At 62.9% G+C, this 25,077-nt stretch carries 23 protein-coding genes; 16 read left to right on the plus strand and 7 right to left on the minus strand.

The window, feature by feature from the left end; translation table 11 throughout:
- The 4 genes from ACLEJU_RS00870 (at nt 1) to lpxC (ending at nt 4,425) form a co-directional block, all read left to right on the plus strand.
- A complete protein-coding gene (locus ACLEJU_RS00870; RefSeq protein WP_435421629.1) occupies nt 1–870 on the plus strand; it encodes a cell division protein FtsQ/DivIB in 870 nt (289 codons plus the stop codon).
- 14 nt (nt 871–884) lie between these two features.
- Nucleotides 885–2,147: a cell division protein FtsA gene (gene ftsA, locus ACLEJU_RS00875; RefSeq protein WP_103449232.1), complete on the plus strand. Its 1,263-nt coding sequence runs from the start codon at nt 885–887 to the stop codon at nt 2,145–2,147.
- 55 nt (nt 2,148–2,202) lie between these two features.
- Nucleotides 2,203–3,399, plus strand: a complete 1,197-nt coding sequence (gene ftsZ / locus ACLEJU_RS00880) for a cell division protein FtsZ (protein ID WP_003260772.1) — start codon at nt 2,203–2,205, stop codon at nt 3,397–3,399.
- Between the two features lie 114 nt (nt 3,400–3,513).
- A complete protein-coding gene (gene lpxC, locus ACLEJU_RS00885; RefSeq protein WP_060508542.1) occupies nt 3,514–4,425 on the plus strand; it encodes a UDP-3-O-acyl-N-acetylglucosamine deacetylase in 912 nt (303 codons plus the stop codon).
- Nucleotides 4,426–4,481: 56 nt separating this feature from the next.
- Here lpxC and ACLEJU_RS00890 read toward each other — a convergent pair whose 3' ends face one another.
- Nucleotides 4,482–4,940, minus strand: coding sequence for a DUF721 domain-containing protein (locus ACLEJU_RS00890; RefSeq protein WP_435421628.1), 459 nt, complete (start codon nt 4,938–4,940; stop codon nt 4,482–4,484).
- 294 nt (nt 4,941–5,234) lie between these two features.
- Here ACLEJU_RS00890 and secA point away from each other — a divergent pair, with 294 nt between their 5' ends.
- The 4 genes from secA (at nt 5,235) to ACLEJU_RS00910 (ending at nt 10,902) form a co-directional block, all read left to right on the plus strand.
- A complete protein-coding gene (gene secA / locus ACLEJU_RS00895; protein WP_435421627.1) occupies nt 5,235–7,970 on the plus strand; it encodes a preprotein translocase subunit SecA in 2,736 nt (911 codons plus the stop codon).
- An 88-nt stretch (nt 7,971–8,058) separates the two neighbouring features.
- Nucleotides 8,059–9,276 (plus strand): bifunctional glutamate N-acetyltransferase/amino-acid acetyltransferase ArgJ, encoded by a 1,218-nt coding sequence (gene argJ, locus ACLEJU_RS00900; RefSeq protein ID WP_103449237.1) that lies wholly within the window; start codon nt 8,059–8,061, stop codon nt 9,274–9,276.
- A 52-nt stretch (nt 9,277–9,328) separates the two neighbouring features.
- Nucleotides 9,329–9,961 carry a glutathione S-transferase family protein gene (locus ACLEJU_RS00905; protein ID WP_435421626.1) on the plus strand — a complete coding sequence of 211 codons (633 nt, stop codon included), beginning with the start codon at nt 9,329–9,331 and terminating at the stop codon, nt 9,959–9,961.
- Nucleotides 9,958–10,902, plus strand: a complete 945-nt coding sequence (locus tag ACLEJU_RS00910) for a Nudix family hydrolase (RefSeq protein ID WP_435421625.1) — start codon at nt 9,958–9,960, stop codon at nt 10,900–10,902. Before ACLEJU_RS00905 ends, ACLEJU_RS00910 begins: the two co-directional genes overlap by 4 nt.
- Nucleotides 10,903–10,949: 47 nt before the next feature.
- Here the strand turns inward: ACLEJU_RS00910 and ACLEJU_RS00915 are convergent, their stop codons facing one another.
- Genes ACLEJU_RS00915 through ACLEJU_RS00925 form a run of 3 tightly spaced genes read right to left on the minus strand, consistent with a single transcriptional unit; the run spans nt 10,950 to nt 14,496 of the window.
- Nucleotides 10,950–11,516 carry a cob(I)yrinic acid a,c-diamide adenosyltransferase gene (locus tag ACLEJU_RS00915; RefSeq protein ID WP_435421624.1) on the minus strand — a complete coding sequence of 189 codons (567 nt, stop codon included), beginning with the start codon at nt 11,514–11,516 and terminating at the stop codon, nt 10,950–10,952.
- Between the two features lies 1 nt (nt 11,517).
- Nucleotides 11,518–13,548 (minus strand): sensor histidine kinase, encoded by a 2,031-nt coding sequence (locus tag ACLEJU_RS00920; protein WP_435421623.1) that lies wholly within the window; start codon nt 13,546–13,548, stop codon nt 11,518–11,520.
- 30 nt (nt 13,549–13,578) lie between these two features.
- Complete coding sequence (locus ACLEJU_RS00925; RefSeq protein WP_435421622.1) at nt 13,579–14,496, minus strand: putative 2-dehydropantoate 2-reductase; 918 nt, start codon at nt 14,494–14,496, stop codon at nt 13,579–13,581.
- 102 nt (nt 14,497–14,598) lie between these two features.
- Between ACLEJU_RS00925 and ACLEJU_RS00930 the strand changes: the two genes are divergently transcribed.
- The 3 genes from ACLEJU_RS00930 (at nt 14,599) to ACLEJU_RS00940 (ending at nt 17,407) form a co-directional block, all read left to right on the plus strand.
- Nucleotides 14,599–15,084: a YajQ family cyclic di-GMP-binding protein gene (locus ACLEJU_RS00930; RefSeq protein ID WP_435421621.1), complete on the plus strand. Its 486-nt coding sequence runs from the start codon at nt 14,599–14,601 to the stop codon at nt 15,082–15,084.
- 114 nt (nt 15,085–15,198) lie between these two features.
- Complete coding sequence (locus ACLEJU_RS00935) at nt 15,199–16,041, plus strand: mechanosensitive ion channel family protein (RefSeq protein ID WP_435421620.1); 843 nt, start codon at nt 15,199–15,201, stop codon at nt 16,039–16,041.
- A 121-nt stretch (nt 16,042–16,162) separates the two neighbouring features.
- On the plus strand, nt 16,163–17,407 hold the full coding sequence (locus tag ACLEJU_RS00940; protein ID WP_435421619.1) for an MFS transporter: 1,245 nt from the start codon (nt 16,163–16,165) through the stop codon (nt 17,405–17,407).
- Between the two features lie 50 nt (nt 17,408–17,457).
- On the opposite strand, the gene ACLEJU_RS00945 is transcribed toward ACLEJU_RS00940, so the two are convergent.
- Nucleotides 17,458–19,005 carry an AmpG family muropeptide MFS transporter gene (locus ACLEJU_RS00945; RefSeq protein WP_435421618.1) on the minus strand — a complete coding sequence of 516 codons (1,548 nt, stop codon included), beginning with the start codon at nt 19,003–19,005 and terminating at the stop codon, nt 17,458–17,460.
- A gap of 43 nt (nt 19,006–19,048) precedes the next feature.
- Nucleotides 19,049–19,402 carry an MGMT family protein gene (locus ACLEJU_RS00950; protein WP_435421617.1) on the minus strand — a complete coding sequence of 118 codons (354 nt, stop codon included), beginning with the start codon at nt 19,400–19,402 and terminating at the stop codon, nt 19,049–19,051.
- A 153-nt stretch (nt 19,403–19,555) separates the two neighbouring features.
- Between ACLEJU_RS00950 and ACLEJU_RS00955 the strand changes: the two genes are divergently transcribed.
- The 5 genes from ACLEJU_RS00955 to groL all read left to right on the plus strand — a co-directional run bounded on the left by ACLEJU_RS00955 (nt 19,556) and on the right by groL (nt 24,157).
- A complete protein-coding gene (locus ACLEJU_RS00955) occupies nt 19,556–20,566 on the plus strand; it encodes a DUF481 domain-containing protein (RefSeq protein ID WP_435421616.1) in 1,011 nt (336 codons plus the stop codon).
- A 92-nt stretch (nt 20,567–20,658) separates the two neighbouring features.
- Nucleotides 20,659–21,390 (plus strand): HugZ family protein, encoded by a 732-nt coding sequence (locus ACLEJU_RS00960; RefSeq protein WP_435421615.1) that lies wholly within the window; start codon nt 20,659–20,661, stop codon nt 21,388–21,390.
- 67 nt (nt 21,391–21,457) lie between these two features.
- On the plus strand, nt 21,458–21,919 hold the full coding sequence (locus ACLEJU_RS00965) for an FxsA family protein (RefSeq protein WP_435421614.1): 462 nt from the start codon (nt 21,458–21,460) through the stop codon (nt 21,917–21,919).
- 252 nt (nt 21,920–22,171) lie between these two features.
- A complete protein-coding gene (locus ACLEJU_RS00970; protein ID WP_009684394.1) occupies nt 22,172–22,465 on the plus strand; it encodes a co-chaperone GroES in 294 nt (97 codons plus the stop codon).
- A gap of 51 nt (nt 22,466–22,516) precedes the next feature.
- A complete protein-coding gene (groL, locus tag ACLEJU_RS00975) occupies nt 22,517–24,157 on the plus strand; it encodes a chaperonin GroEL (protein WP_085675098.1) in 1,641 nt (546 codons plus the stop codon).
- Between the two features lie 101 nt (nt 24,158–24,258).
- On the opposite strand, the gene ACLEJU_RS00980 is transcribed toward groL, so the two are convergent.
- Complete coding sequence (locus ACLEJU_RS00980) at nt 24,259–24,987, minus strand: phosphatase PAP2 family protein (protein ID WP_435421613.1); 729 nt, start codon at nt 24,985–24,987, stop codon at nt 24,259–24,261.
- Nucleotides 24,988–25,077: the final 90 nt, after the last annotated feature.

The following is a 25,077-nucleotide window of genomic DNA, read 5'->3' on the forward strand; positions in this document are numbered from 1 at the left end:
ATGCAAGGCGCAATGATACGTCAGCAGCAACCCGTTACCGGCCGCAGCAAGCCGGTGCCGCGCGGTGCCAGCCGACTGGTGGCCGACGAGCCCGTATCGGCGCGCCTGCCACGGCCCAGCCTGGGCGGTCTCAAGCGCCTGCTGTGGCCGATCGTGCTGGTGGCTGCAGGCTTTGGTGCTTATGAGGGCGCCATCCGCCTGATGCCGTATGCCGACCGTCCGATCACCAAGATCGATGTGCAGGGCGACCTCAGCTACATCAGCCAGCAATCGGTGCAGCAGCGCATCGCGCCCTATGTGGCGGCGAGTTTCTTCAGCGTCGATCTCACCGCGATGCGCGCCGAGCTCGAGCAGATGCCGTGGATCGCCCACGCCGAAGTACGCCGGGTGTGGCCGGACGAAGTGGTGATTCGCCTGGAAGAACAGCTGCCGGTGGCGCGCTGGGGTGACGAGGCCCTGCTCAACAACCAGGGCCAAGCCTTTACCCCGCGCGAGCTGGCCAACTATGAGCACCTGCCGCAGCTGGCCGGGCCGCAGCGCGCTCAGCAACAAGTCATGCAGCAATATCAGGTATTGAGCCAGATGCTGCGCCCCCTGGGCTTTTCCATCGCTCGCCTGGAGCTGCGCGAGCGGGGCAGCTGGTTCCTGACCACCGGTGCGAGCAGTGCCGGGCCGGGCGTCGAACTGCTGTTGGGGCGCGACCACCTGGTGGAGAAGATGCGCCGTTTCATTGCCATTTACGACAAGACACTCAAAGAGCAGATCACCAATATCGCCCGCATTGATCTGCGTTATTCCAACGGACTTGCCGTTGGTTGGCGGGAACCGAACGCACCGACGACGGCCAAACCCGCCGTTGCGAAGAATTAGAGAGAGGCAGGACCATGGCAAACGCGCATAGCGGCAAAATGATCGTCGGGCTGGACATCGGCACCTCCAAGGTGGTGGCGCTGGTGGGTGAAGTGGGCGAAGACGGTACCCTCGAGATCGTGGGTATCGGCACCCATCCATCCCGCGGTCTGAAGAAGGGCGTGGTGGTGAACATCGAATCGACCGTGCAGTCGATCCAGCGTGCAGTGGAAGAAGCCCAGCTGATGGCTGGCTGCCGTATCCACTCGGCGTTCGTCGGCGTGGCCGGCAACCACATCCGCAGCCTGAACTCCCACGGCATCGTCGCCATCCGCGACCGCGAGGTCAGCGTTGCCGACCTTGAGCGCGTGCTCGACGCCGCCCAGGCCGTGGCCATCCCGGCTGACCAGCGTGTGCTGCACACCCTGCCGCAGGACTACGTGATCGACAACCAGGAAGGCGTGCGCGAGCCGCTGGGCATGTCCGGCGTGCGTCTGGAAGCCAAGGTTCACGTGGTCACCTGCGCGGTCAACGCGGCGCAGAACATCGAGAAGTGCGTACGCCGCTGCGGCCTGGAAATCGACGACATCATCCTCGAGCAGCTGGCCTCGGCCTACTCGGTGCTGACCGATGACGAGAAAGAGCTGGGGGTGTGCCTGGTGGACATCGGTGGTGGCACCACCGACATCGCCATCTTCACCGAGGGCGCGATCCGTCACACCGCGGTCATCCCGATTGCCGGCGACCAGGTGACCAACGATATCGCCATGGCCCTGCGCACGCCGACCCAGTACGCCGAAGAAATCAAGATCCGCTACGCCTGCGCCCTGGCCAAGCTGGCCGGCGCCGGCGAGACCATCAAGGTGCCGAGCGTGGGCGACCGCCCACCGCGCGAGCTGTCGCGCCAGGCCCTGGCCGAGGTGGTGGAGCCACGTTACGACGAGCTCTTCACCCTGATCCAGGCCGAGCTGCGCCGCAGCGGCTACGAGGACCTGGTGCCTGCCGGCATCGTCCTCACCGGCGGCACCGCGAAGATGGAAGGCGCCGTGGAACTGGCCGAGGAAATCTTCCACATGCCGGTACGCCTGGGCGTACCGCACAGCGTTCGGGGGCTGAGCGACGTGGTGCGCAACCCGATCTATTCCACCGGTGTGGGCTTGCTCACCTATGGCCTGCTCAAGCAGTCCGAGGATCTGGTCCTGACCGGTAACACCAACAGCAGCAACAACAGCTATGGCGATGAACCGAAGGCCCCAGTGCTTGAGCGCTTCAAGAAGTGGGTCCAGGGCAACTTCTAAGTTTCAAAGCAGTAGTGGTAGGCGCAACAACTAGAGAACTGTAAGGAGAGGGAAAATGTTCGAGCTCGTAGACAACGTCCCGCAAAGTCCGGTCATCAAAGTGATCGGTGTCGGCGGTGGCGGCGGCAACGCCGTCAACCACATGGTGAAGAGCAGCATCGAAGGCGTCGAGTTCATCTGCGCCAACACCGATGCCCAGGCGCTGAAAAACATCGGCGCACGCACCATCCTGCAACTGGGTACCGGTGTGACCAAGGGTCTGGGTGCCGGTGCCAATCCGGAAGTCGGCCGTCAGGCCGCGCTGGAAGACCGTGAGCGCATCGCCGAGGTGCTGCAGGGCACCAACATGGTGTTCATCACCACCGGCATGGGCGGCGGTACCGGTACCGGCGCGGCGCCGATCATCGCCGAAGTGGCCAAGGAAATGGGCATTCTCACCGTTGCAGTGGTGACCCGTCCGTTCCCGTTCGAAGGCCGCAAGCGCATGCAGATCGCCGACGAAGGCATCCGCATGCTCGCTGAAAGCGTCGACTCGCTCATCACTATCCCCAACGAGAAGCTGCTGACCATCCTGGGCAAGGATGCCAGTCTGCTGTCCGCCTTTGCCAAGGCCGACGATGTACTGGCTGGTGCCGTTCGCGGTATCTCCGACATCATCAAGCGCCCGGGCATGATCAACGTCGACTTTGCCGACGTGCGTACCGTCATGGGTGAAATGGGCATGGCGATGATGGGTACCGGCTGCGCCAGCGGTCCGAACCGTGCTCGCGAAGCCACCGAAGCGGCCATCCGCAACCCGCTGCTCGAAGACGTCAACCTGCAGGGCGCCCGCGGCATCCTGGTGAACATCACCGCAGGTCCTGACCTGTCGCTGGGTGAGTACTCCGACGTGGGTAGCATCATCGAAGCCTTCGCCTCCGACCACGCCATGGTCAAGGTCGGCACCGTGATCGACCCCGACATGCGCGACGAACTGCACGTGACCGTGGTTGCCACTGGTCTGGGCGCGCGCATCGAAAAACCGGTCAAGGTGGTCGACAACACCCTGCAGACCGCTCAGCAGGTGTACGAGGCTTCCAACCCGGCGCCAGTCCGTCAGGAGCAGCCAGCCGTCAACTACCGTGACCTGGAGCGACCGACCGTAATGCGCAACCAGGCCCACGCAGGTGCCGCTGCGGCAGCTAAACTCAACCCTCAGGATGACCTGGACTACCTCGATATCCCAGCCTTCCTGCGTCGTCAGGCCGATTGATGGAATTTATCAGGGGTATAAGGGTGATTGGTGTTCAGCAAAGGCCGGGTCTGGTATCATCCCCAGCCTTTGTTGATACCTGTTCGCATTATTTGCGCTGAAGCGGCCAATGCCATGATTAGACAACGCACCCTGAAGAATACCATCCGTGCCACGGGCGTCGGCCTGCACTCCGGGGAGAAGGTCTACCTGACCCTCAAGCCTGCGCCTGTCGACACCGGCATCGTCTTCCGTCGCGCCGACCTTGACCCTGTGGTCGAGATCCCGGCGCGTGCGGCCAACGTCGGTGAGACCACCATGTCCACCACGCTGGTCAACGGTGACGTCAAGGTCGATACGGTCGAGCACCTGCTCTCCGCCATGGCGGGCCTGGGCATCGATAACGCCTACGTCGAGCTCTCCGCCTCGGAAGTGCCGATCATGGATGGCAGCGCCGGACCCTTCGTATTCCTGATTCAGTCTGCCGGCCTGGAAGAGCAGGACGCAGCCAAGAAGTTCATCCGCATCCTGCGCGAAGTGACAGTGGTAGAGGGCGACAAGAGCGCCACCTTCCTGCCCTTCGACGGGTTCAAGGTTAGCTTCGAGATCGACTTCGATCACCCGGTCCTCAAGGGCCAGACCCAGAGTGCGGTCGTCGACTTCTCCAGCACCTCGTTCGTGAAGGAAGTCAGCCGCGCCCGTACTTTCGGCTTCATGCGTGACATCGAGTACCTGCGCAAGCACAACCTTGCGCTGGGCGGCAGTGTCGAGAACGCCATCGTGGTCGACGAGACCGGTGTGCTCAACGAAGACGGCCTTCGTTCCGATGACGAATTCGTTAAGCACAAGATCCTCGACGCCATCGGCGACCTTTACCTGCTGGGCAACAGCCTGATCGGCGAGTTCAAGGGCTACAAGTCCGGCCACGCGCTGAACAACCAGCTGCTGCGCAAGCTCATCGCTGAAACCGATGCCTGGGAAGTGGTCACTTTCGAAGATGCCAGCACGGCACCGATCTCCTACATGCGCCCTGTTGCGGCTGTGTAAGTTCGAACACTCTCTAGTTCGTTGATTGAGGCCACCTTCGGGTGGCCTTTTTTATTTCAGCGCTTTTCTTTGTTGGCGTGGCTGGCCAGTCGCTCCAGGGCGGCGCGCAGCTTTGGGTCGGCGATCCCTTCGGCGGAGTCTCGGATGCTCTCGGCGGCAGTGCTCGACAGTTCGGTGGTGTTACCGCCGCGCTTGGCCGGCACCAGGGGTGGCTGCACCTTGTAGAGGATGCGCTGCAGGTTGCCGAATGCTTCCAGCGCCTGTAGCTGGCGCTGCAGGCGCTTCTGCTGGTAGCGCAGGCGCGTGGCCCAATGGCCGTCGGTGACCACCAGCAGCAACGTACCGTCCCGCCACGAGGCCACATGGCAATGCTCGCGGGCTGCCGGTTGCAGCTGGCTCTCCAGCAGGCGCTGCAGATGTTCCAGGCGCTCGGCCTGGTTCAGCAGCAGGCGCAGTGGGCGGTTCTGGCGCAGCAGGGTGGCGGGCGGCTGGGCGGGGGAGGGTTTGAAGGCCATGGTGGGGTGCATGAAGTGACAAGGTGGTCAGTCTAACATCTCGTCGCCTGAGTTGGCCTCTTCGCGGGATAGGAGTCATTCTCGCTATTGTTTCATCAACCCGCGGGTTGAACTCGGGGAAAATGCCCCTATCTTAGAAAAGCCCCCGCCTAAGCGCTGTGCCAGCATCGTGGCAATCGACCACTTTCCTCACCATCGTTTCCGGGTAGAATGCTCGTTCGCATGCGGCCTCAGGGCTGCACGGGCGACTCATGGGGCCGCCCTCCATCCCTACGTGTGGAAGATCCTGCCGATATGTTTGCGCCTTTGTTAAAAAAACTTTTTGGAAGCAAGAACGAGCGTGAAGTCAAACGCATGCTCAAGACGGTAGCTATCGTCAATGCCTTCGAAGAGAAGATGGTGGCCCTCTCCGATGAGCAACTGCGGGGCAAGACCGCAGAGTTCAAGGAGCGCCTGGCCAAAGGCGAGACGTTGGACCAGCTGTTGCCCGAAGCCTTCGCCGTGGCCCGTGAGGCCGGCAAGCGCGTCATGGGCATGCGCCACTTCGACGTGCAGCTGATCGGCGGCATGACCCTGCACGAGGGCATGATCGCAGAAATGCGTACCGGTGAAGGCAAGACCTTGGTCGGTACCCTGGCCGTTTACCTCAATGCCCTGTCCGGCAAGGGCGTGCACGTGGTCACGGTGAACGACTACCTGGCCCGCCGCGACGCCAACTGGATGCGCCCGCTGTACGAATTCCTCGGCCTGTCCGTAGGCATCGTCTCGGCCTTCCAGCCGCCTGAAGAAAAGCGCGCTGCCTACGCGGCCGACATCACCTACGGCACCAACAACGAATTCGGTTTCGACTACCTGCGCGACAACATGGCATTCAGCCAGGAAGAGAAGTTCCAGCGTGAACTGAACTTCGCCGTGATCGACGAAGTCGACTCGATCCTCATCGACGAAGCGCGCACTCCACTGATCATCTCCGGCCAGGCTGAAGACAGCTCCAAGCTGTACATCGAGATCAACCGCCTGATCCCGCGCCTGACCCAGCACATCGAAGAAGTCGAAGGCCAGGTCACCCAGGAAGGCCACTACACCATCGACGAGAAGAGCCGCCAGGTCGAACTCAACGAAGCCGGTCACCAGTTCATCGAAGAGATGCTCACCCAGGCTGGCCTGCTGGCCGAAGGCGAGAGCCTGTACTCGGCGCACAACCTGGGCCTGCTGACCCACGTCTACGCCGGCCTGCGTGCGCACAAGCTGTTCCACCGCAATATCGAGTACATCGTCCAGGACGGCCAGGTCCTGCTGATCGACGAACACACCGGCCGTACCATGCCCGGCCGTCGCCTGTCCGAAGGCCTGCACCAGGCCATCGAGGCGAAAGAAAACCTGAACATCCAGGCCGAAAGCCAGACCCTGGCGTCGACCACCTTCCAGAACTACTTCCGTCTCTACACCAAGCTGTCCGGCATGACCGGTACCGCCGACACCGAAGCGTTCGAGTTCCAGTCGATCTACGCCCTCAACGTGATGGTCATTCCGCCGAACAAGCCGCTCGCGCGAAAAGATTTCAACGACCTGGTTTACCTGACCGCCGACGAGAAATACGCCGCGATCATCGCCGACATCAAAGAGAGCATGACCCAGGGCCGCCCGATCCTGGTGGGTACCGCCACCATCGAAACATCGGAGCACATGTCGAACCTGCTGAAGAAGGAAGGTATCGACCACAAGGTACTGAACGCCAAGTACCACGAGAAGGAAGCCGAAATCATCGCGCAAGCCGGTGCTCCGGGTGCGCTGACCATCGCGACCAACATGGCTGGCCGTGGTACCGACATCCTGCTGGGCGGTAACTGGGAAGCCGAAGTGGCTGCCCTGGAAAACCCGACCCCCGAACAGATCGCCCAGATCAAGGCCGACTGGCAGAAGCGTCACCAGCAGGTGATTCAAGCCGGTGGCCTGCACGTGATCGCTTCCGAGCGCCACGAATCGCGCCGTATCGACAACCAGTTGCGTGGCCGTTCCGGCCGTCAGGGCGACCCGGGTTCGAGCCGCTTCTACCTGTCGCTGGAAGACAGCCTGATGCGCATCTTCGCCTCCGACCGGGTGAAGAACTTCATGAAGGCTCTGGGCATGCAGTCTGGCGAGGCCATTGAGCACCGCATGGTCACCAACGCCATCGAAAAAGCCCAGCGCAAGGTCGAAGGCCGCAACTTCGATATCCGCAAGCAGCTGCTTGAATACGATGACGTGGCCAACGAACAGCGCAAGGTGATCTACCACATGCGCAACAGCCTGCTGGCGGCCGATAACATCGGCGACACCATCGCCGAGTTCCGCCAGGAAGTGCTGGATGCCACCATCAGCCAGCACATCCCGCCGCAGTCGCTGCCAGAGCAGTGGGACGTGGCCGGCCTCGAAGCTTCGCTGGCCAGCGACTTCGCCATGAAGCTGCCGATCCAGCAGTGGCTGGACGAGGACGATCACCTCTACGAGGAGACCCTGCGCGAGAAGCTGCTGAACGAGATCACTACCGCCTACACCGAGAAGGAAGACCAGGCCGGTATCGAAGCCCTGCGTACCTTCGAGAAGCAGATCCTCCTGCGCGTGCTGGACGACCTTTGGAAAGACCACCTGTCGACCATGGACCACCTGCGTCACGGTATCCACCTGCGTGGTTACGCACAGAAGAACCCGAAGCAGGAGTACAAGCGCGAGTCGTTCTCCCTGTTCCAGGAACTGCTCGAGTCGATCAAGCGCGACACCATCCGCGTGCTGTCGCACGTTCAGGTGCGCCGCGAAGACCCGGCCGAAGAAGAAGCCCGCCTGCGCCGCGAAGCCGAGGAACTGGCCAGCCGCATGCAGTTCCAGCATGCCGCCGCGCCGGGCCTTGAAAGCGAGCAGCTGAGCGAGGAGGGCGCTGAAGTGGCCGTGGCCGCTGCCCCGGTGCGCAACGACCTGAAGCTGGGCCGCAACGAGCCGTGCTGGTGTGGTTCGGGCAAAAAATTCAAGCATTGCCATGGTCAGATCGAGTGACCTGACCTGATTGTTGTATCGTGACATCCCTGGGGGCCGCATTGCGGCCCCCTTTTTCCATATTCACCGTATTTCTAGGAGCGCTCTAATGGCTGTTGGTCTTGGTCCTTTGCCCACCCTGCACCCGGTTCCGGGTTTTGAACTCGGCATCGCTTCTGCCGGCATCAAGCGCCCGGGGCGCAAGGATGTGGTGGTCATGCGCTGCGCCGAAGGCTCCAGCGTGGCTGGCGTGTTCACCCTCAACGCCTTCTGTGCCGCTCCGGTGATCCTGTCCAAGCAGCGTGTGCAGGGCACCGTGCGCTACCTGCTGACCAACACCGGCAATGCCAACGCCGGTACCGGCGCGCCAGGCCTGGCCGCTGCCGAACGGACCTGCGCCAAGCTTGCCGAACTGACCGGCGTGCCGGCTGAGTCGGTGCTGCCGTTCTCCACCGGTGTGATCGGTGAGCCACTGCCGGTCGAGAAGATCGAAGGCGCTCTGCAGGCCGCGCTGGACAACCTGTCGGAAAACCACTGGGCTGAAGCCGCCACCGGCATCATGACCACCGACACCCTGCCAAAAGGTGCCAGCCGCCAGTTCCAGCACGAGGGCGTGACCGTCACCGTGACCGGTATCAGCAAAGGTGCTGGGATGATTCGCCCGAACATGGCCACCATGCTCGGCTACATCGCCACCGACGCCAAGGTTGCCCCGGCGGTGCTCAAGGACCTGATGCTCGACGGCGCCAACAAGTCGTTCAACCGCATCACCATCGATGGCGACACCTCGACCAACGATTGCTGCATGCTGATTGCCACCGGCAAGGCCAACCTACCGGAAGTCACCGAAGCCAGCGGCGCGCTGTTCGAAGCGCTGAAGAAGGCCGTATTCGAAGTGTGCATGGAAGTGGCCCAGGCCATCGTCCGTGATGGCGAAGGTGCCACCAAGTTCGTCACCGTGCAGGTCAACGGCGGTGGCAACCACCAGGAGTGCCTGGATGTCGGTTACGCCGTGGCCCATTCGCCGCTGATCAAGACCGCGCTGTTCGCCTCCGACCCAAACTGGGGCCGTATCCTGGCTGCTGTGGGCCGTGCCGGCGTGCCGGAGCTGGATGTCAGCCTGATCGACGTGTATTTGGACAGTGTGTGCATCGCCAGCAAAGGCGGCCGCAGCCCGAGCTACACCGAGGCGCAGGGTTCGGCCGTGATGGCCCAGGAAGAGATCACCATCCGTATCGAGCTGGGCCGTGGCCAATGCAGCGAAACCATCTGGACCACCGACCTGTCCCACGAGTACGTGAAGATCAACGCCGAATACCGCACCTGATTCACCTGGGGCCGCACAGCGGCCCCAACCTCTCAAGAAATGGAGCCGAACCATGAGCTATCACCTGATCATCGGCGACAAGCTGTATTCCTCCTGGTCGCTGCGTGGCGCCCTGGCCCTTGAGCTGGCCGGCGTGCCGTACGAAGAAACGCTGATCAGCCTGAACCAGCCCGACACCCGCAAGCGCATCCTCGAATTCTCTTCCACCGGCAAGGTGCCGTTGCTCAAGACCGAGCACGGTGTGATTGCCGACTCCCTGGCCATTGCCGAGTACCTCAACGAGCGCCACCCCGAGGCCCAGCTGTGGCCGGCCGATTTGGCTGCCCGTGCCCAGGCCCGTTCGGCCTGCGCGCAGATGCACAGCGGCTTCTTCGCCTTGCGCGGTGCCATGCCGTTCGACCTGTCCCGTGACCGGGCGCTGGAAGACATGCCGCTGGACGTGCAGGTGGACATCGACCGCATCGTGGCACTGTGGTCCGAGTGCCGCCTGGTGGCCAAAGACAGTGGCCCCTTCCTGTTCGGCAAGCCGACCCTGGCCGATGCCTTCTTTGCCCCGGTGGCGGTACGCCTGCGTACCTACCGCGTGGAAGTGCCCGCCGAGGCAGCCACCTATATCGAAACCATTTACCAGTGGCCGGCCTTCCAGGCCTGGCAGCAAGCTGGCCTGGCGGAGCGTGAAGGTTGAAACGGATTCATGTTGTAGCCGCGGTGATCCGCGGTAGTGACGGGCGCATTCTGATTGCCCGCCGCGCCGATACTCAGCATCAAGGTGGCCTGTGGGAATTCCCGGGCGGCAAGGTGGAAGAGGGCGAAGGCGTCGAGGCGGCCCTGGCCCGTGAGTTGTGCGAAGAGTTGGGCATCGAAGTGACCCGTTCGCGGGCACTGATCAAGGTCAGCCACGACTACCCGGACAAGCAGGTGCTGCTGGATGTCCGTGAGGTCGATGCGTTCACCGGTGAGCCCCACGGCGCCGAAGGCCAGCCACTGGCCTGGGTCGCGCCACGGGACCTGGCGCAATACGAATTCCCAGAGGCCAACAAACCGATTGTCGCTGCTGCGCGCTTGCCGGACCAGTACCTGATCACCCCGGATGGCCTGGAAGTGCCGCAGATGCTCAAAGGTATCCAGAAGGCCGTGGCCAATGGTATCCGCTTGATCCAGCTGCGCGCCCCGGACATGTATGACCCCAAGTACCGCGATGTAGCGGTGGACGCGGTCGGGCTGTGTGCAGGCAAGGCGCAGCTGATGCTCAAGGGGCCGCTGGAGTGGCTGGGCGACTTCCCGTCCGCCGGTTGGCACCTGACCGCCGCGCAGCTGCGCAAGTACGCAGCCAAAGGCCGCCCGTTCCCTAAGGAACGCTGGCTGGCGGCGTCGTGCCACAGTGCTGAAGAGCTGGCGCTGGCCGAGCAGATGGGCGTGGACTTCGTTACCCTGTCGCCGGTGCAGCCGACCCAGACCCACCCCGAGGCGGTGCCCTTGGGTTGGGATGAGGCGCAGCGGCTGATTGCCGGGTTCAACCAACCGGTTTACCTGCTGGGTGGGGTTGGGCCGGGTGAGCGGGAGAAGGCCTGGGAAGCCGGCGCCCAAGGCGTTGCCGGGATCCGCGCATTCTGGCCTGAGGCCTGAGTATCTGGGGCCGCGTCGCGATGGGCTGCAAAGCAGCCCCGGCGATATCAGCCTTCAGGCTTTACCGCAGGCTGCCACAAAACTTCCGCCACCCCCTGCCGCCGCCCAATGATCCGCGCCGCCACGAACAGCAGATCCGAAAGCCGGTTGATATACGCCAACCCAACTCCCTCCAGGGGCTCCAGCGCATTCAACTGCTGACACCGCCGCTCTGCACTGCGCGCCAGGCTACGGCACACATGGGCCTGAGCCACCAGCGCCGAACCACTGGGCAGAATGAAGTTCTTCAGCGGCCCCAGCTCCTCGTTCCATACATCGATCGCCGCCTCCAGCCGCTCCACCTCGGCCTGGTTCAAGGCCTGGTAGCTGGGCATCGCCAACTCGCCGCCAAGGTCGAACAAACGATGCTGGCATGGCGCAAGAACGTTGCTTACCTCATCCAGCTCGTGCTCATCCAGGCCGGCCAGCAGCAGCCCGAGCTGGCTGTTGAGGCTGTCCACCTCGCCGATTGCTTCGACCCGTGGGTGGTCCTTGGGCACCCGCCGCCCGTCGCCGAGGCCGGTTTCGCCCTTGTCGCCAGTGCGGGTGTAGATCTTCGACAGGCGATAGCCCATGTCATGCCTCCGTGTGGGTCGGTGCAGCCGCTGGCGGCTGGCCGAGGGGCAGGCGCAGGGTAAAGCAGGTGCCCTGGCCGGGCGTGGACTGCACTTCCATCTGCCCCTTGTGGTTGTTGGTGATGATGAAGTACGAAACCGACAGCCCGAGCCCGGTGCCCTGGCCGATTTCCTTGGTGGTGAAGAACGGCTCGAAGGTGCGTTTGCGCACGGTTTCGGGCATGCCCACGCCGTTGTCCTCGACCTGGATCTCGGCCCAGGGCGGATTGAGTTTCGTGCGCAGCGTGATGCGCCCCGGCTCGCTGGGCTGCGGCCGCTGGTGGATGGCCTGGGCGGCGTTCTTCAGCAGGTTCAGCAGCACCTGCTCCAGCTCGTTGGCGGTGCAGGGTACCGGGCCCAGGTTGGGGTCGAACTGGCGGACGATGGCCTGGCCCTTGAAGTCGAAGCCGATGGTCAGGTCGAAGTCGTTGCTGGCGATCTCCACGGCCTGGTCGATCAATGCCGGCAACTCGCAAGGCGCCAGCTGGCGGTTGCTGCGGCGGCTGAAACTGAGCATGTGGGTGACGATCTTGGCTGCGCGGGTGCCGGCCTGTTGGATGCCGTCGAGCAGTTGCGGCACTTCGCGGTTGTCCAGGTAGCGGTTGACGTTGGCCAGGTCGATGCCCAGCTCGCTCGCCTGCTCCTGGTTGCGTGGCAGCTCTGCCGACAGGCGCCGGCGGATGTTCTGCACGTTGTGCAGGATCGCGCCCAACGGGTTGTTGATTTCGTGGGCCATGCCGGCGGCGAGGCCACCGACCGAAAGCATCTTCTCCGACTGCACCATCATCTCCTCGAGCGACAGACGCTGGGTAATGTCGTCGATACGGATGACCACGCCGCGGCCACCGCCGCCCATAAGCGGGTAGAAGGTCAGGGCGTAATGGCGCAGGTCGTCGCCCTTGGGCCAAGTCACCCTCTCGATTTTCGCCACCCGGTGCTTTTCCACGCTCTCCTTGAGTTGCGGCAGGAACGGCTTGAGCGGCTCGAAGGCGATGAAGATCGGCTGGTTCAGCGCTTCGTCCAGCGGTGTGCCAGAGAGCACCGTGGCCTCGTGGTTCCATTGGGTGACGTAGAGCTGCTCATCGAGGGCGATGAGCGCGGATGGCATGGAGTCGATGATGCTGTTGAGGTAGTTCTGGAAGCCAGTGAGCTTCTTCTCGATCTTGCTGCGCACCTGGACTTCCAGCTCCAGCTTGCGGTTGGTGTGGCGGGTTTCCTCGGCCAGGCCCTGGGCCTGGTCGTAGGCCGTCTGGTATTCGTCGCGGGTGCGCTTGAGCTGCTGCTCGCGGGCCTCGATGCGCGAGAGCATGGTGTTGAAGGCTTCGGCCAGGCTACCGATCTCGTCGTCGTTGCCGCGGGTGGCGCGCAAGGCATAGCTTTCTTCGCGGGTGACCTGGCGGCTGAGTTCTTCGAGCTGGTTGATCGGCTGGGTGATCAGGCGCTTGATCTGCCGGGCGATGATCATCCACAGCAGGATACTGAACACCAGGATCGCCAGGCTGGCACTGAGCGTGCCGGTGTAGAACGCCGTCGGGAGTTCGCTGCTGGCCACCAGCAGCAGGTGCGCCGGTGGGTTGGCGTCGCGGGGGATGCGGATCAGCTGGGTGCTGCGAAACTCCATGAGGCGCCAGCCGTCGATGTTGCGGTAGCGCTTGGGCAGCGCCAGGTGATCGCCGTGTTGCAGCTGGGCCAGCATGCTGCCGTCACCGCCGTAGATGGCGGCGGCGCGTAGCGGGGTGTAGCTGTCCAGCTCCTTGAGCAGGGCCGTGGCTGTCTCGGTCGAGTCGCCGGCACGGGCCGACAGTTGCGGGTTGGCCACCAGCTTGCCGATGGTCTGCAATGCCTGCGGCGCCATGCTCTCCTGGGTGATCCAGTAGGCGGCGCTGATGAAGGTCAGGTTGGCGACCAGCAGGATGGTCACCAGCAGTACCAGCAGGGCTGCCAGCAGTTTCTGCCCGACCGGGAGGTTTTCCAGGCGTTGGCGCAGGCTCATGGGCAAGGCAATGTCCGTATTGGGTTGGCGTCAGGCGCTGGGCAAACCACGCGCTCGCAGGTTATCGACCAGGCGCTGGTGCAGGTGTTCCAGCCGTGGCAGCACCAGGCCGTGGCGCTCGGCTGCCCGGCAGGCGTGGCCCAGCAGGTAGTGCACTTCGGTGCGGCGGCCAGCGCGCACGTCCTGGTACATGGAAGAGTAGTTGGCTGCGGTGGCCAGGATCACCCGCTGCACTTCTTCATCCAGATCGGTCGCGGCTTCCGGCTGGCCACAACGGCACAGCAGTTCGGCCAGTTCCTTACTCAGTGCCTCGACCTCGCCGAGATGCCCGAGCAAACCGCCGTTCTGGCAATCGTGCAGCACGGTCAGTGGGTTGATGGCGCAATTGAGCGCCAGCTTGCGCCACAGGCGGGTAAGGATGTCGACCGTCCAGTCGCCCGGGATGCCGGCGTCGCTCAGGTCATCGAACCATTCTGGGGTGGCGGGGTTGGCCGGGTCTCCCAGCCAGTTGAAACCATGGCCGGCGAAGCGCACCTGCCAGTCGTCCTCGCGAAAAGCGCCTTCTGTGCTGGAGGCGAAGATGCAGCGGGCGTGGGGCACCTGGTCGGCGACTTCGTCCTGGCTGCCCAGGCCGTTCTGCAACAGCACGATTTCCGCGCCCTCAGCCAGGCGCGGCGCCAGGCGGGCGATGGCGGGGGCGGCATCGTAGGCCTTGCAGGCCACCAGCAGACGATGGATGGGCCCGCCTGACTCGGCCGTCTCAGCAGGGATGGCGTAGAGGCGGGATTGATCCTGTTCGACCAGGGTCAGGCCACCGGCCCGCTGGTAGCCCTGCAGGCGCTGCGCATCACGCAGGATCAGGCGTACCGCCTTGCCGGCGCGCGCCAGGCGGCAGGCCCAGAGGCTGCCGAGGCTACCGGCGCCGAGAATATGCCAGGTGCTGCTCATCTGCGTTTCGCAACCCGTTATAATGAGCCCGCATTTTAACCCGCTAACACCGACGCGCTCCATGTTCAGACTGAGCGCGCGTTTATTTTATGGAGATTACCCATGCCTTCGTTCGACGTGGTATCGGAACTGGACAAGCACGAAGTGCAGAACGCAGTCGACAACGCCATCAAGGACCTCGATCGCCGCTATGACCTCAAGGGCAAGGGCAGCTTCGAGTTCAAGGACAAGGAGCAGACCGTGATGCTGACCGCCGAGGAAGAGTTCCAGCTCGAAGCCATGCTGGAAATCCTGCGCCTGGCGCTGGTCAAGCGCAAGATCGATGTGAAGTGTCTGGAAACCAAGGACCCGTACGCCTCGGGCAAGGAAAAGAAACAGGAAGCCAAGTTCCGCGAAGGCATCGACAAGGACCTGGCGAAGAAGATCGTCGCCACCATCAAGGACGGCAAGCTCAAGGTCCAGGCCGCCATCCAGGGCGAGCAGGTGCGTGTCACCGGCAAAAAGCGCGACGACCTGCAGGAAGCCATTGCCCTGCTGCGCACCAAAGAGTTCGACATGCCGATCCAGTTCAACAACTTCCGCGATTGATCGCAGGGTTGTCCGGAACCCCGATGGCGCAATGATGTCCATGGGGTCCTTGGCCGCTGAAATGCCGGCGGCCTGCTTTACTGTGCACGTGCCGTCAGGCATCAGGAGATATCTATGGATTTGAACGCTGAAGTCGATCAGCTGGTCCGCCAATCGCAGACCTGGATCCCCTTGATCATGGAATACGGCAGCCGCCTGCTGCTGGCACTGCTGACCCTCGCGGTCGGCTGGTGGATCGTCAACAAGGTCAGCAACCGCCTGGGCAAACTGGTTGGCTTGCGTAATGCCGACCTGGCACTGCAAGGTTTCATCAGTACCTTGTCGAACATCGTGTTGAAGGTGCTACTGTTCGTCAGCGTGGCGTCGATGATCGGCATCGAGACCACCTCGTTCGTCGCCGCCATTGGTGCCGCCGGCCTGGCTATCGGCCTGGCCTTGCAGGGCAGCCTGGCGAACTTCGCCGGGGGTGTGCTGATCCTGATGTTCCGCCCGTTCCGCATCGGCGACTGGATCGAAGCGCAGGGCGTGGCGGGTACCGTCGACAGCATCCAGATCTTCCACACCGTGCTGCGCACCGGTGACAACAAGACGGTGATCATGCCCAACGGCGCGCTGTCCAACGGCATCATCACCAACACCAACCGCCAGCCTACACGCAAGGTGGTGTTCGATGTGGGCGTGGACTATGAGGCCGACCTGCAGAAGGCGCGCAACGTGCTGCTGGAGCTGGCGCAGGACCCGCGGGTGCTGCCGGATCCGGCGCCGCAGGCAGTAGTCTCGACCCTGGGCGACAGCTCGATCACCGTATCGCTGCGCCTGTGGACCAAGACCTCCGACTACTGGGACGTGATGTTCATGCTCAACGAGCATGCCCGTGACCGGTTGAAGGCCGAAGGGATCGACATCCCGTTCCCGCAGCGGGTGATCCGCGTGGTGCAGGAGACCGCCGCACAGTAATACCAGACGGGGCCGCGAAAGCGGCCCCAGTCTTTTGCCACCTCCTTACACTTGTTCACAGCAATTCCCCGCTATTTCTGGCATATAGCCTGACCCTCCTGCCTGCACCCGATACGCCATCATGAAACCATTGCTTTACATCACGCCCGTTCGGGCCCTTTTGTTCGGCCTGACCCTGGCCCTGTTCGAGCTGCTCACCTACTTGGCCAGCGACGCGGTGATGCCGGCCATGCCTGTGGTGGTCGAGCACCTGAACGCCAGCCCTGAATACATCCCCCATGCGCTCAACCTGTACCTGCTCGGTGGCGTGGTGCTGCAATGGCTGATCGGCCCGCTGGCCGACCGCTATGGGCGCCGCCCGCTGCTGCTGGCCGGCTGTGCCTTCTTCGGCGTCGCCTGCCTGGCCACCTACTGGGTGCAGGACATTGGTTTGTTCAACCTGCTGCGCCTGCTGCAGGGCATCGGCCTGGGCTTCGTGGTGACGGTCAGCTACCCGGCACTCAACGAATCGTTCAGCGAGGCGGACGCGGTGCGCATGATGGCGTTGCTCGCCAACATCGCCTTGCTGTCGCCGCTGCTCGGCCCGCTGGTCGGTACCCTCATGCTGCAATGGCTGGACTGGCGCTGGCTGTTCGTGGCCTTCGCCATCGGTGCCGTGCTGTGCTGGCTGCTGTTGCATCGCCTGATGCCGGAAACCCTGGGCGTGGAGCGTCGTGATGGCTCACGCCTGCCGTTCACCCCGATCCACCTGCTGCCATTGCTCGCCGGTTATGGTCAGTTGCTGGCCAACCGCAAGTTCGTCGCCGGCAGTGCCGCGCTGGGCCTGGTAGGCTTGCCGCTGATTGGCTGGATCGGTCTTTCGCCGGTGCTGCTGATCCACGACGAGGGGCTGAGCACGATGGAGTATGCGCTGTGGCAGCTGCCGGTGTTCGGTGGGCTGATCCTGGGCAACCTGATCATCAACCGCATCGCCGATCGTTACCCGCTGCCGGCACTGGTGCGCGGCGCGCTGGGGCCGTACCTGGCCGGGCTGTGCCTGATGGTGCTGGCAACCTGGGTGTGGCCGACGGTGACCAGCGTGGTCGCCGGCATGTCGCTGTATGCACTGGGGCTGGGCGTGGCCAACGCAGTGCTGTACCGCATGACGCTGTTCTCCAGCGAGCAGAGCAAGGGGCTGGTGTCGGCAATGCTGGGGATGATCACCATTGCCTTGCTGGGGCTGGGTGGCGCGTTGCTGGCGATGATCGGGGCGGGGGCGAGCCTGTTGCACTTTGCCCTGGCGGCGGGTGTGGCAGGTGCCTTGGCGCTGTGGCCTTTGTGGTTTGTAGTGGGTGGGCGGCCTGGGGAAGGGGCTGTCGCTCAGTAAGTGTTGTCGCCTGTACCGGCCTCTTCGCGGGTACAGGCAGTAGAAATCTTTCAGGGTTGCTCGGCCGCCGGGTTATCCACCGGTACCTGCTTTCCCCGGCTCACTTCCTGGCGCCAGTGCAGCGCAATCAGTATCAAGGTCGGAACGCCCAGCAGCGCAGTGATCAGGAAGAAGTCGTGGTACCCGTACTTCTCCACCATTACCCCTGAATACCCGCCGATCAGGCGCGGCAGCAACAGCATGATCGAACTGAGCAGCGCATATTGCGTGGCCGAAAACTTCAGGTTGGTCAGGCTCGACAGGTAGGCGACGAACGCCGAGGTGGCCAGGCCCGAGCTGAAGTTGTCCAGCGAAATGGTCACCACCAGCATTTCCAGGTTCGGCCCCATGTCCGACAGCATCAGGAACAGCAGGTTGGTGGCCGCCGAAGCCGCGCCGCCGATGAACAGGATCGGCAGAATGCCGAAACGCACGATCAGCAAGCCGCCGACGCCGGCCCCGACCAGGGTCATGATCAGGCCGAAGACCTTGCTGACGCTGGCGATCTGGTCCTTGGTGAAGCCCATGTCGATGTAGAACACGTTGGCCATCACGCCCATGACCGTGTCCGACATGCGATAGGTGGCAATCAGGCCGAGCAGCAACAGCGCTTGCCAGCGGTAGCGAGCGATGAAGTCGTGCACCGGTGTCAACACCGGGGCCAGGCCACGACGGCCCATGCCCGAAAGGCAGGCCCAGGTCAGCAGCACGTAGAGGATCAGGCGCAGGAAGGCGCGGTCTTCGAGCAGCAGGTCAAGTGGCGACGCATCGCCGGAAATGACGCTCGACCAGCCGGTGTTGAACATCTGGGTGAAGCTGGCCGGTACAGACACCAGCAGGATGATCAGCACGAACACCGAGGCCATCTGATGCATCAGGCCATAGCGCGCGGCCGACAGCTGAGTACGCAGGGGTACCGGTGGCTCACGCATCACCAGGGTGGTGAACAGCGCCGGCAGCATCATCACGCCGAACAGCACGTAAGTGCCAGCCCAAGCCTTGTGCAGGTAGCTGAAGCCGGTGGAACCGAACCATTCGGCGAAGAACAGTGCGCCCGCGGTCGCGAGCAGGGCGGCGACCCGGTAACCGGCCATGTAGCTGGCGGCTAGGGCCGCCTGGCGCTGGTCGTCGGCAATCTCGAGGCGATAGGCATCGACGGCGATGTCCTGGGTGGCCGAGGCAAAGGCCACCAGCACTGCCAGGGCGATCAGCCAGGAAAGGTGTTGCTGCGGGTCGCACAAGCTCATGCCGACCAGGCCGATCACCACCAGCGCTTGCGACAGCAACAGCCACGAACGGCGTCGCCCCAGGCCGCCAAGCAGCGGCAGGCGCCACTGGTCGAGCAGCGGTGACCAGACCCATTTGAAGGCATAGGCCAAGCCGATCAGGCTGGCGTAGCCAATGGTTTCACGGGCCACGCCCGCCTCGCGTAGCCACACCGACAGGGTCGAGAACACCAGCATGTAGGGCAGGCCGGCGGCGAAGCCCAGCAGCAAAAGTACCAAGGTTGACGGGCTGGCATAGGCAGCAAGCGCAGCGCGCCAGGTTTTACGGGGCATAGACCAACATCTGCCTCAAATTTGCGAAAACAAAGCGCGCACTCTAACCGCTGTGCTCCATCGGGCGCCAGCCATGGCGCGTCATATCCACACGATTATTGGTCACATTCACACCCTCTGCGCGCAGTCTGGCCCGCTGTTCATCGCCCGAAGGGGTGCCCAGCGCCAGGCTCAGACGCCCGCCAGCACCGAGTACCCGGTGCCAGGGCAGGCGGGTATCGGCCGGCAACTGCCCAAGAGTGCGCCCGACCCAACGTGCCGCCCGGCCAAGTCCCGCCAGCTCGGCGAGCTCGCCATAGCTGACCACCTTGCCCTCGGGCACCTGGCCAAGCACCGAGTACAGGGCCGTTCGTCGGACTTCGGGGGAGTCCTGGGTGTGCTCATATCCCTCAGACATCAGAGCAGCCCTGGCCTGGGATGAAACCGGACGAATGGTCACGGCAAATGAGAGTTGAACTCAACGGCATGCTCCTGGGTCTGTCCTTGCTCTGGTCGTAGGTATCTGGATAATGCCCGGCTTTTTTCGTCAAATCGAACCTGTAGCGCGCTTATGTATTCTAGATCCTTGCTTTGCCTGTTGACCGCTTCGCTGTGTGCCGCCCCGGCGTTCGCCGATACCGTGTGGATGAAGAACGGGGACCGGCTGAGCGGCAAGATTCGTGTATTCGACGGTGGCAAGCTGCTGCTGGAAACGCCGTATGGTGGCTCGATCTCGCTGGACTGGAAACAGGTCCAGACCCTGGAAAGCGACCAGGAATTGCTGGTCAAGCAAGACGCCTACAGCGGCGAGAAGGCCAAGTCGCTCAAGGCCGCCGAACCAGGCAAGGTGACTCTGGCCAATGGCGATGCACCGAAGACGGTCGACTTGGCCAGTGTCCAGCAAATCATGAAGCCCAAGCCGCTGGTCGAGGACTTCATCTGGAAGGGCAACGTCGACGTGGCCATGGACTACAAGCGCGCCGAGACCGACAGCGACGACTACGACATCGACTTCAAGACCACCGCCCGCCACGGCCGCTGGCGGCACAATGCCGAAGGCGAATACAACCGCGAATCCAAGGACGACGTCACCACCACCGATAACTGGAGCGCCGAGTACGCGCTCGACCGCTTCATCACCGAGAAGTGGTTCTGGCAGGGGCGCATGGAATACAAGCGCGACCGTATCGAAGACCTTGCCCGCCAGCGCACGGTTGGTACTGGCCCGGGTTATCAGTTCTGGGACGACGAACTAGGCGCGTTCTCGCTGGGGTCGCTGATCAACCGAACCGACTTCGAGTACCAGGACGGCGCCAAGGACAACTTCTACTCGGCGGCGGTGAAGTGGGACTACACCCGCTACCTGATCGGCAAGAAGGTCCAGTTGTTCACCAATGGCGAGTTCGCCAAACCGTTGGGCGGTGTGGCCGACTACTCCCTCGATGCCGAGGTGGGGCTGCGTTACAAGGTTACCGACTGGGCGTCGCTCAACCTCAAGGCGGAAAAGGACATCATCACCGGTACGCGTGAGAGTGATCTGGACAAGACCCGTTACACCGCCGGTTTTGGTGTGACCTGGTAAATCACCGGGGCCGCACAGCGGCCCCATTGGCACTGGATGTGATAATGCTTATCTTGTCACTCATCCAGCCCGTATCCAGGAGCCGCCCCCAAGTGAGTACCAACGCCATCCGCCCCGCCCGGGAACTGCTGCTCAAGGAATACCGCGGCGTGCTCTCGACCCATTCCAAGTCCATGCCGGGCTTCCCGTTCGGTTCGGTGGTGCCTTACTGCCTGGATGCCGAGGGCAACCCACTGATCCTGATCAGCCGCATCGCCCAGCATACCCACAACCTGCAGAAGGACCCCAAGTGTTCGCTGCTGGTGGGTGAGCGTGAGGCCGAGGACGTGCAGGCCGTAGGCCGCCTGACGGTGATGGCCGAAGCGCACAAGCTGGTCGACGAGGCCGCCATCGAGGCGGCGGCCGAGCGTTACTACCGCTATTTCCCCGATGCGGCCAACTACCACAAGGCCCATGACTTCGACTTCTGGGCCCTGCAGCCGGTGCGCCATCGCTACATCGGTGGCTTCGGCGCGATCCACTGGCTCGACCAGGTGACCCTGGCCAATCCGTTCGCGGGCAAGGCCGAGGCGAGCATGATCGAGCACATGAACAGCGACCATGCCAATGCCATCGCCCATTACGTCGAGCTGAACGACCTGCCGCGCAGCGTGCCGGCGCAGATGGTCGGCATCGACAGCGAAGGCATGCACCTGCGTATCGGCCAGGGTATCTACTGGTTAGCGTTCCCTGCTCCTTGCAACACGCCGACACAAGTCCGCGAAGCCTTGGTATTACTGGCACGCGCCGATCAATGGCCGGTTGCGACTGAAGTCGAGGCTTGAAATCCCGAGCGCACGCATCCATCTGTAGGTCTTACAGGAAGGGTCTCTTCCGACGAGGAATGCTTTGATGCGTGCTTTTCTATTGCTGTTTCTGTTGTTCCCGGTGCTGGAGCTGTTCGTCTTCGTCAAGGTCGCCGGGGCCATCGGTTTCTTTCCGGCGCTGCTGCTGATCATCGCCGGCTCCGCCCTGGGTGTGCTGGTGGTGCGTGTGGCGGGTCTCGCCACCGCCCTGCGTGCCCGTGAAAGCCTGCAGCGTGGCGAACTGCCCGCCGAGGACATGTTCCAGGGCCTGATGCTGGCCGTGGGTGGTGGCTTGCTGCTGCTGCCAGGTTTCATCAGCGACGTTCTGGGCCTGCTGTGCCTGCTGCCGTTCACCCGCCACCTGGCGGCCCGCAAGATGCGCGAGCGCGCCGAAGCCCAAGCCATGCGCCAGCGTGCGTTCCAGGACGAGCCGTTCCAGCCGCAGCCGCGTGATGGCGGCCATCGCCCGAACGTGATCGAAGGCGAGTACGAGCGCCGCGACAAATAATCAGACTTGCAACCTCCGGGGCCGCACAAGCGGCCCCGGTCTTTTTCAACCGGCTGAAAAATTTTGCATATCAAACCTTGTAATTGAATATGGCGGCCTCATGTATGTGGTCACCGCAAGGTTTCTGGTGGCAACACCAGTCATGACACAGGTGGTTCGCCTTTTGCGGGCCACCCCCGGCAACGCCGGACCGCATCAACCCGCCGGTGTCGATACCGGCCGATGAAAACCACAATTTGGGAGAGATCGACAATGAAGCTTCGTCCTCTGCATGACCGCGTAGTCATCCGTCGCAGTGAAGAAGAATCGAAAACCGCTGGCGGTATCGTCCTGCCGGGTTCGGCCGCTGAAAAACCAAACCGCGGCGAAGTCGTTGCGGTTGGTACCGGTCGCGTCCTGGAAAACGGCGAAGTACGTGCGCTGGCCGTCAAAGTCGGTGACAAAGTGGTTTTCGGCCCTTACTCGGGCAGCAACACCGTGAAAGTCGATGGCGAAGACCTGCTGGTCATGGCCGAGAACGAAATCCTCGCCGTTATCGAAGGCTGATTTCACCCCCGACTTCCCGTTACTCCAAAGATTTTCAAGGATTAAACGATCATGGCTGCTAAAGACGTAAAATTCGGCGATTCCGCTCGTAAGAAAATGCTGGTTGGTGTCAACGTTCTGGCTGACGCGGTAAAAGCGACCCTCGGCCCGAAAGGCCGTAACGTAGTGCTGGCGAAGAGCTTCGGCGCTCCGACCATCACCAAGGACGGCGTTTCCGTCGCCAAAGAAATCGAGCTGAAAGACGCCTTCGAAAACATGGGCGCCCAGCTGGTCAAGGAAGTCGCTTCCAAGGCCAACGACGCTGCCGGTGACGGCACCACCACCGCTACCGTTCTGGCTCAGGCCATCGTCAACGAAGGCCTGAAAGCCGTAGCTGCCGGCATGAACCCGATGGACCTGAAGCGCGGCATCGACAAGGCCACCGCTGCCGTTGTCGCCGAGCTGAAGAACCTGTCCAAGCCATGCGCCGACTCCAAGGCCATCGCCCAGGTAGGTACCATCTCCGCCAACTCCGACAACTCCATCGGTGAAATCATCGCCGAAGCCATGGAAAAAGTCGGTAAAGAAGGCGTGATCACCGTTGAAGAAGGCTCGGGCCTGGAAAACGAACTGTCCGTCGTAGAAGGCATGCAGTTCGACCGTGGCTACCTGTCGCCATACTTCGTCAACAAGCCGGACACCATGGTTGCCGAGCTGGAAGGCCCGCTGCTGCTGCTGGTCGACAAGAAGATCTCCAACATCCGTGAGCTGCTGCCAGTTCTGGAAGCCGTTGCCAAGGCCGGCCGCCCACTGCTGATCGTTGCCGAAGACGTCGAAGGCGAAGCCCTGGCTACCCTGGTGGTCAACAACATGCGCGGCATCGTCAAGGTTGCTGCAGTCAAGGCACCGGGCTTCGGCGACCGCCGCAAGGCCATGCTGCAGGACATCGCTGTCCTGACCGGCGGCCAGGTCATCTCCGAAGAAATCGGCCTGACCCTGGAAACCACCACCCTGGAGCACCTGGGTAACGCCAAGCGCGTCATCCTGTCCAAGGAAAACACCACCATCATCGACGGTGCTGGCGTTGACGCCGACATCGAAGCACGCGTCAAGCAGATCCGTGCCCAGATCGAAGAAACCTCTTCGGACTACGACCGTGAGAAGCTGCAAGAGCGTCTGGCCAAGCTGGCTGGCGGTGTTGCCGTGATCAAGGTCGGTGCTGGCACCGAAGTTGAAATGAAAGAGAAGAAAGCCCGCGTTGAAGACGCCCTGCACGCTACCCGTGCTGCCGTCGAAGAAGGCGTGGTGCCTGGCGGTGGTGTTGCCCTGGTTCGTGCCCTGGCTGCCATTGTTGACCTCAAAGGCGACAACGAAGACCAGAACGTCGGTATCTCCCTGCTGCGCCGCGCTGTAGAAGCGCCGCTGCGCCAGATCACTGCCAACGCCGGCGACGAGCCAAGCGTTGTCGCTGACAAGGTCAAGCAAGGTTCGGGGAACTACGGCTACAACGCTGCTACCGGCGAATACGGCGACATGATCGAGATGGGTATCCTCGACCCAGCCAAGGTCACCCGTTCGGCTCTGCAAGCTGCAGCTTCGATCGGCGGTCTGATGATCACCACCGAAGCCATGGTTGCCGACCTGCCGGAAGACAAGCCAGCTGCTGGCATGCCTGACATGGGCGGCATGGGTGGCATGGGCGGCATGATGTAAGCCAGCCTTACCCCCTGCACCAAGAAAAGCCCCGGTTCGTGAGAACCGGGGCTTTTTCGTTTTGCTGTGCAGGCCACTGGGGCCGCAAAGCGGCCCCTCTATCAGGCAGTACGATGCTCGCTGACTGCCGCCTCGGCCACGCCCTTGCGATACAGCACCAGGTAATACGAGCCCAGGCCAATCAACCAGCAGAACACGGCGGTCCACACGTTATGCGACAGGAAGTGCGCGCCTTGCAGCATCCGCCCCAGCCCCAGCGCCGAGCCAGCCATCAGGGCCACCCCGAACGCCACCCGCGCCAGTTTCGGCCGGCGATCACGCAGCATGAAGAACAGCCCGAACAGGCAGAACCCGGTTGCCGCATGGCCGCCCGGCCAGCACAGTCCCGGCTTGTCGGTGGCGGGGCGGTGTTGCAGCAGTTCACTGTAGGTTTCCTTGCCGCCGAACTGGGTCAGGCTCCACGGGCACTGAACCTGCGTCACCTTCTTCAGCGGCGTGACGAAGGCCGTCGACAGCCCCAGCGCCAAGACCAGGCAGCCCAGCTCGCGACGCCAGCTGAACAGACGTTTCCAGAAGAAGCTCGAGGCGAACGCGCCCAGCGAAATCAGCCCAAGCAGGATCACTCCCTGCTTGACCCGGTCATGCATGACGGTTTCCAGCAGGTAACTGTGACGGCCGATGAACTGCCCGGCGGTGGGGTCGAAGAACAGGTTGGCGACGTCCATGTCGAGCGAGGTCAGTTCCAGCAGGAGCAAGGCCGCGGCGACAGCCAGAGGTATGCCCAGGTACAGCCAGAGATTGATCGGACGCGGACGAGTGCGGTGTTGCATGACGACTCCAGGGGGTAAAAAGACCGGGCATTGTCATGGGCCCGCTATTCTCTGTCCGTGAAGGATCAGTGAAAAAACTGTCAAGTTCGC

The sequence above is a fragment of the Pseudomonas sp. SMN11 genome (assembly GCF_052041945.1).
Lineage (GTDB): Bacteria > Pseudomonadota > Gammaproteobacteria > Pseudomonadales > Pseudomonadaceae > Aquipseudomonas.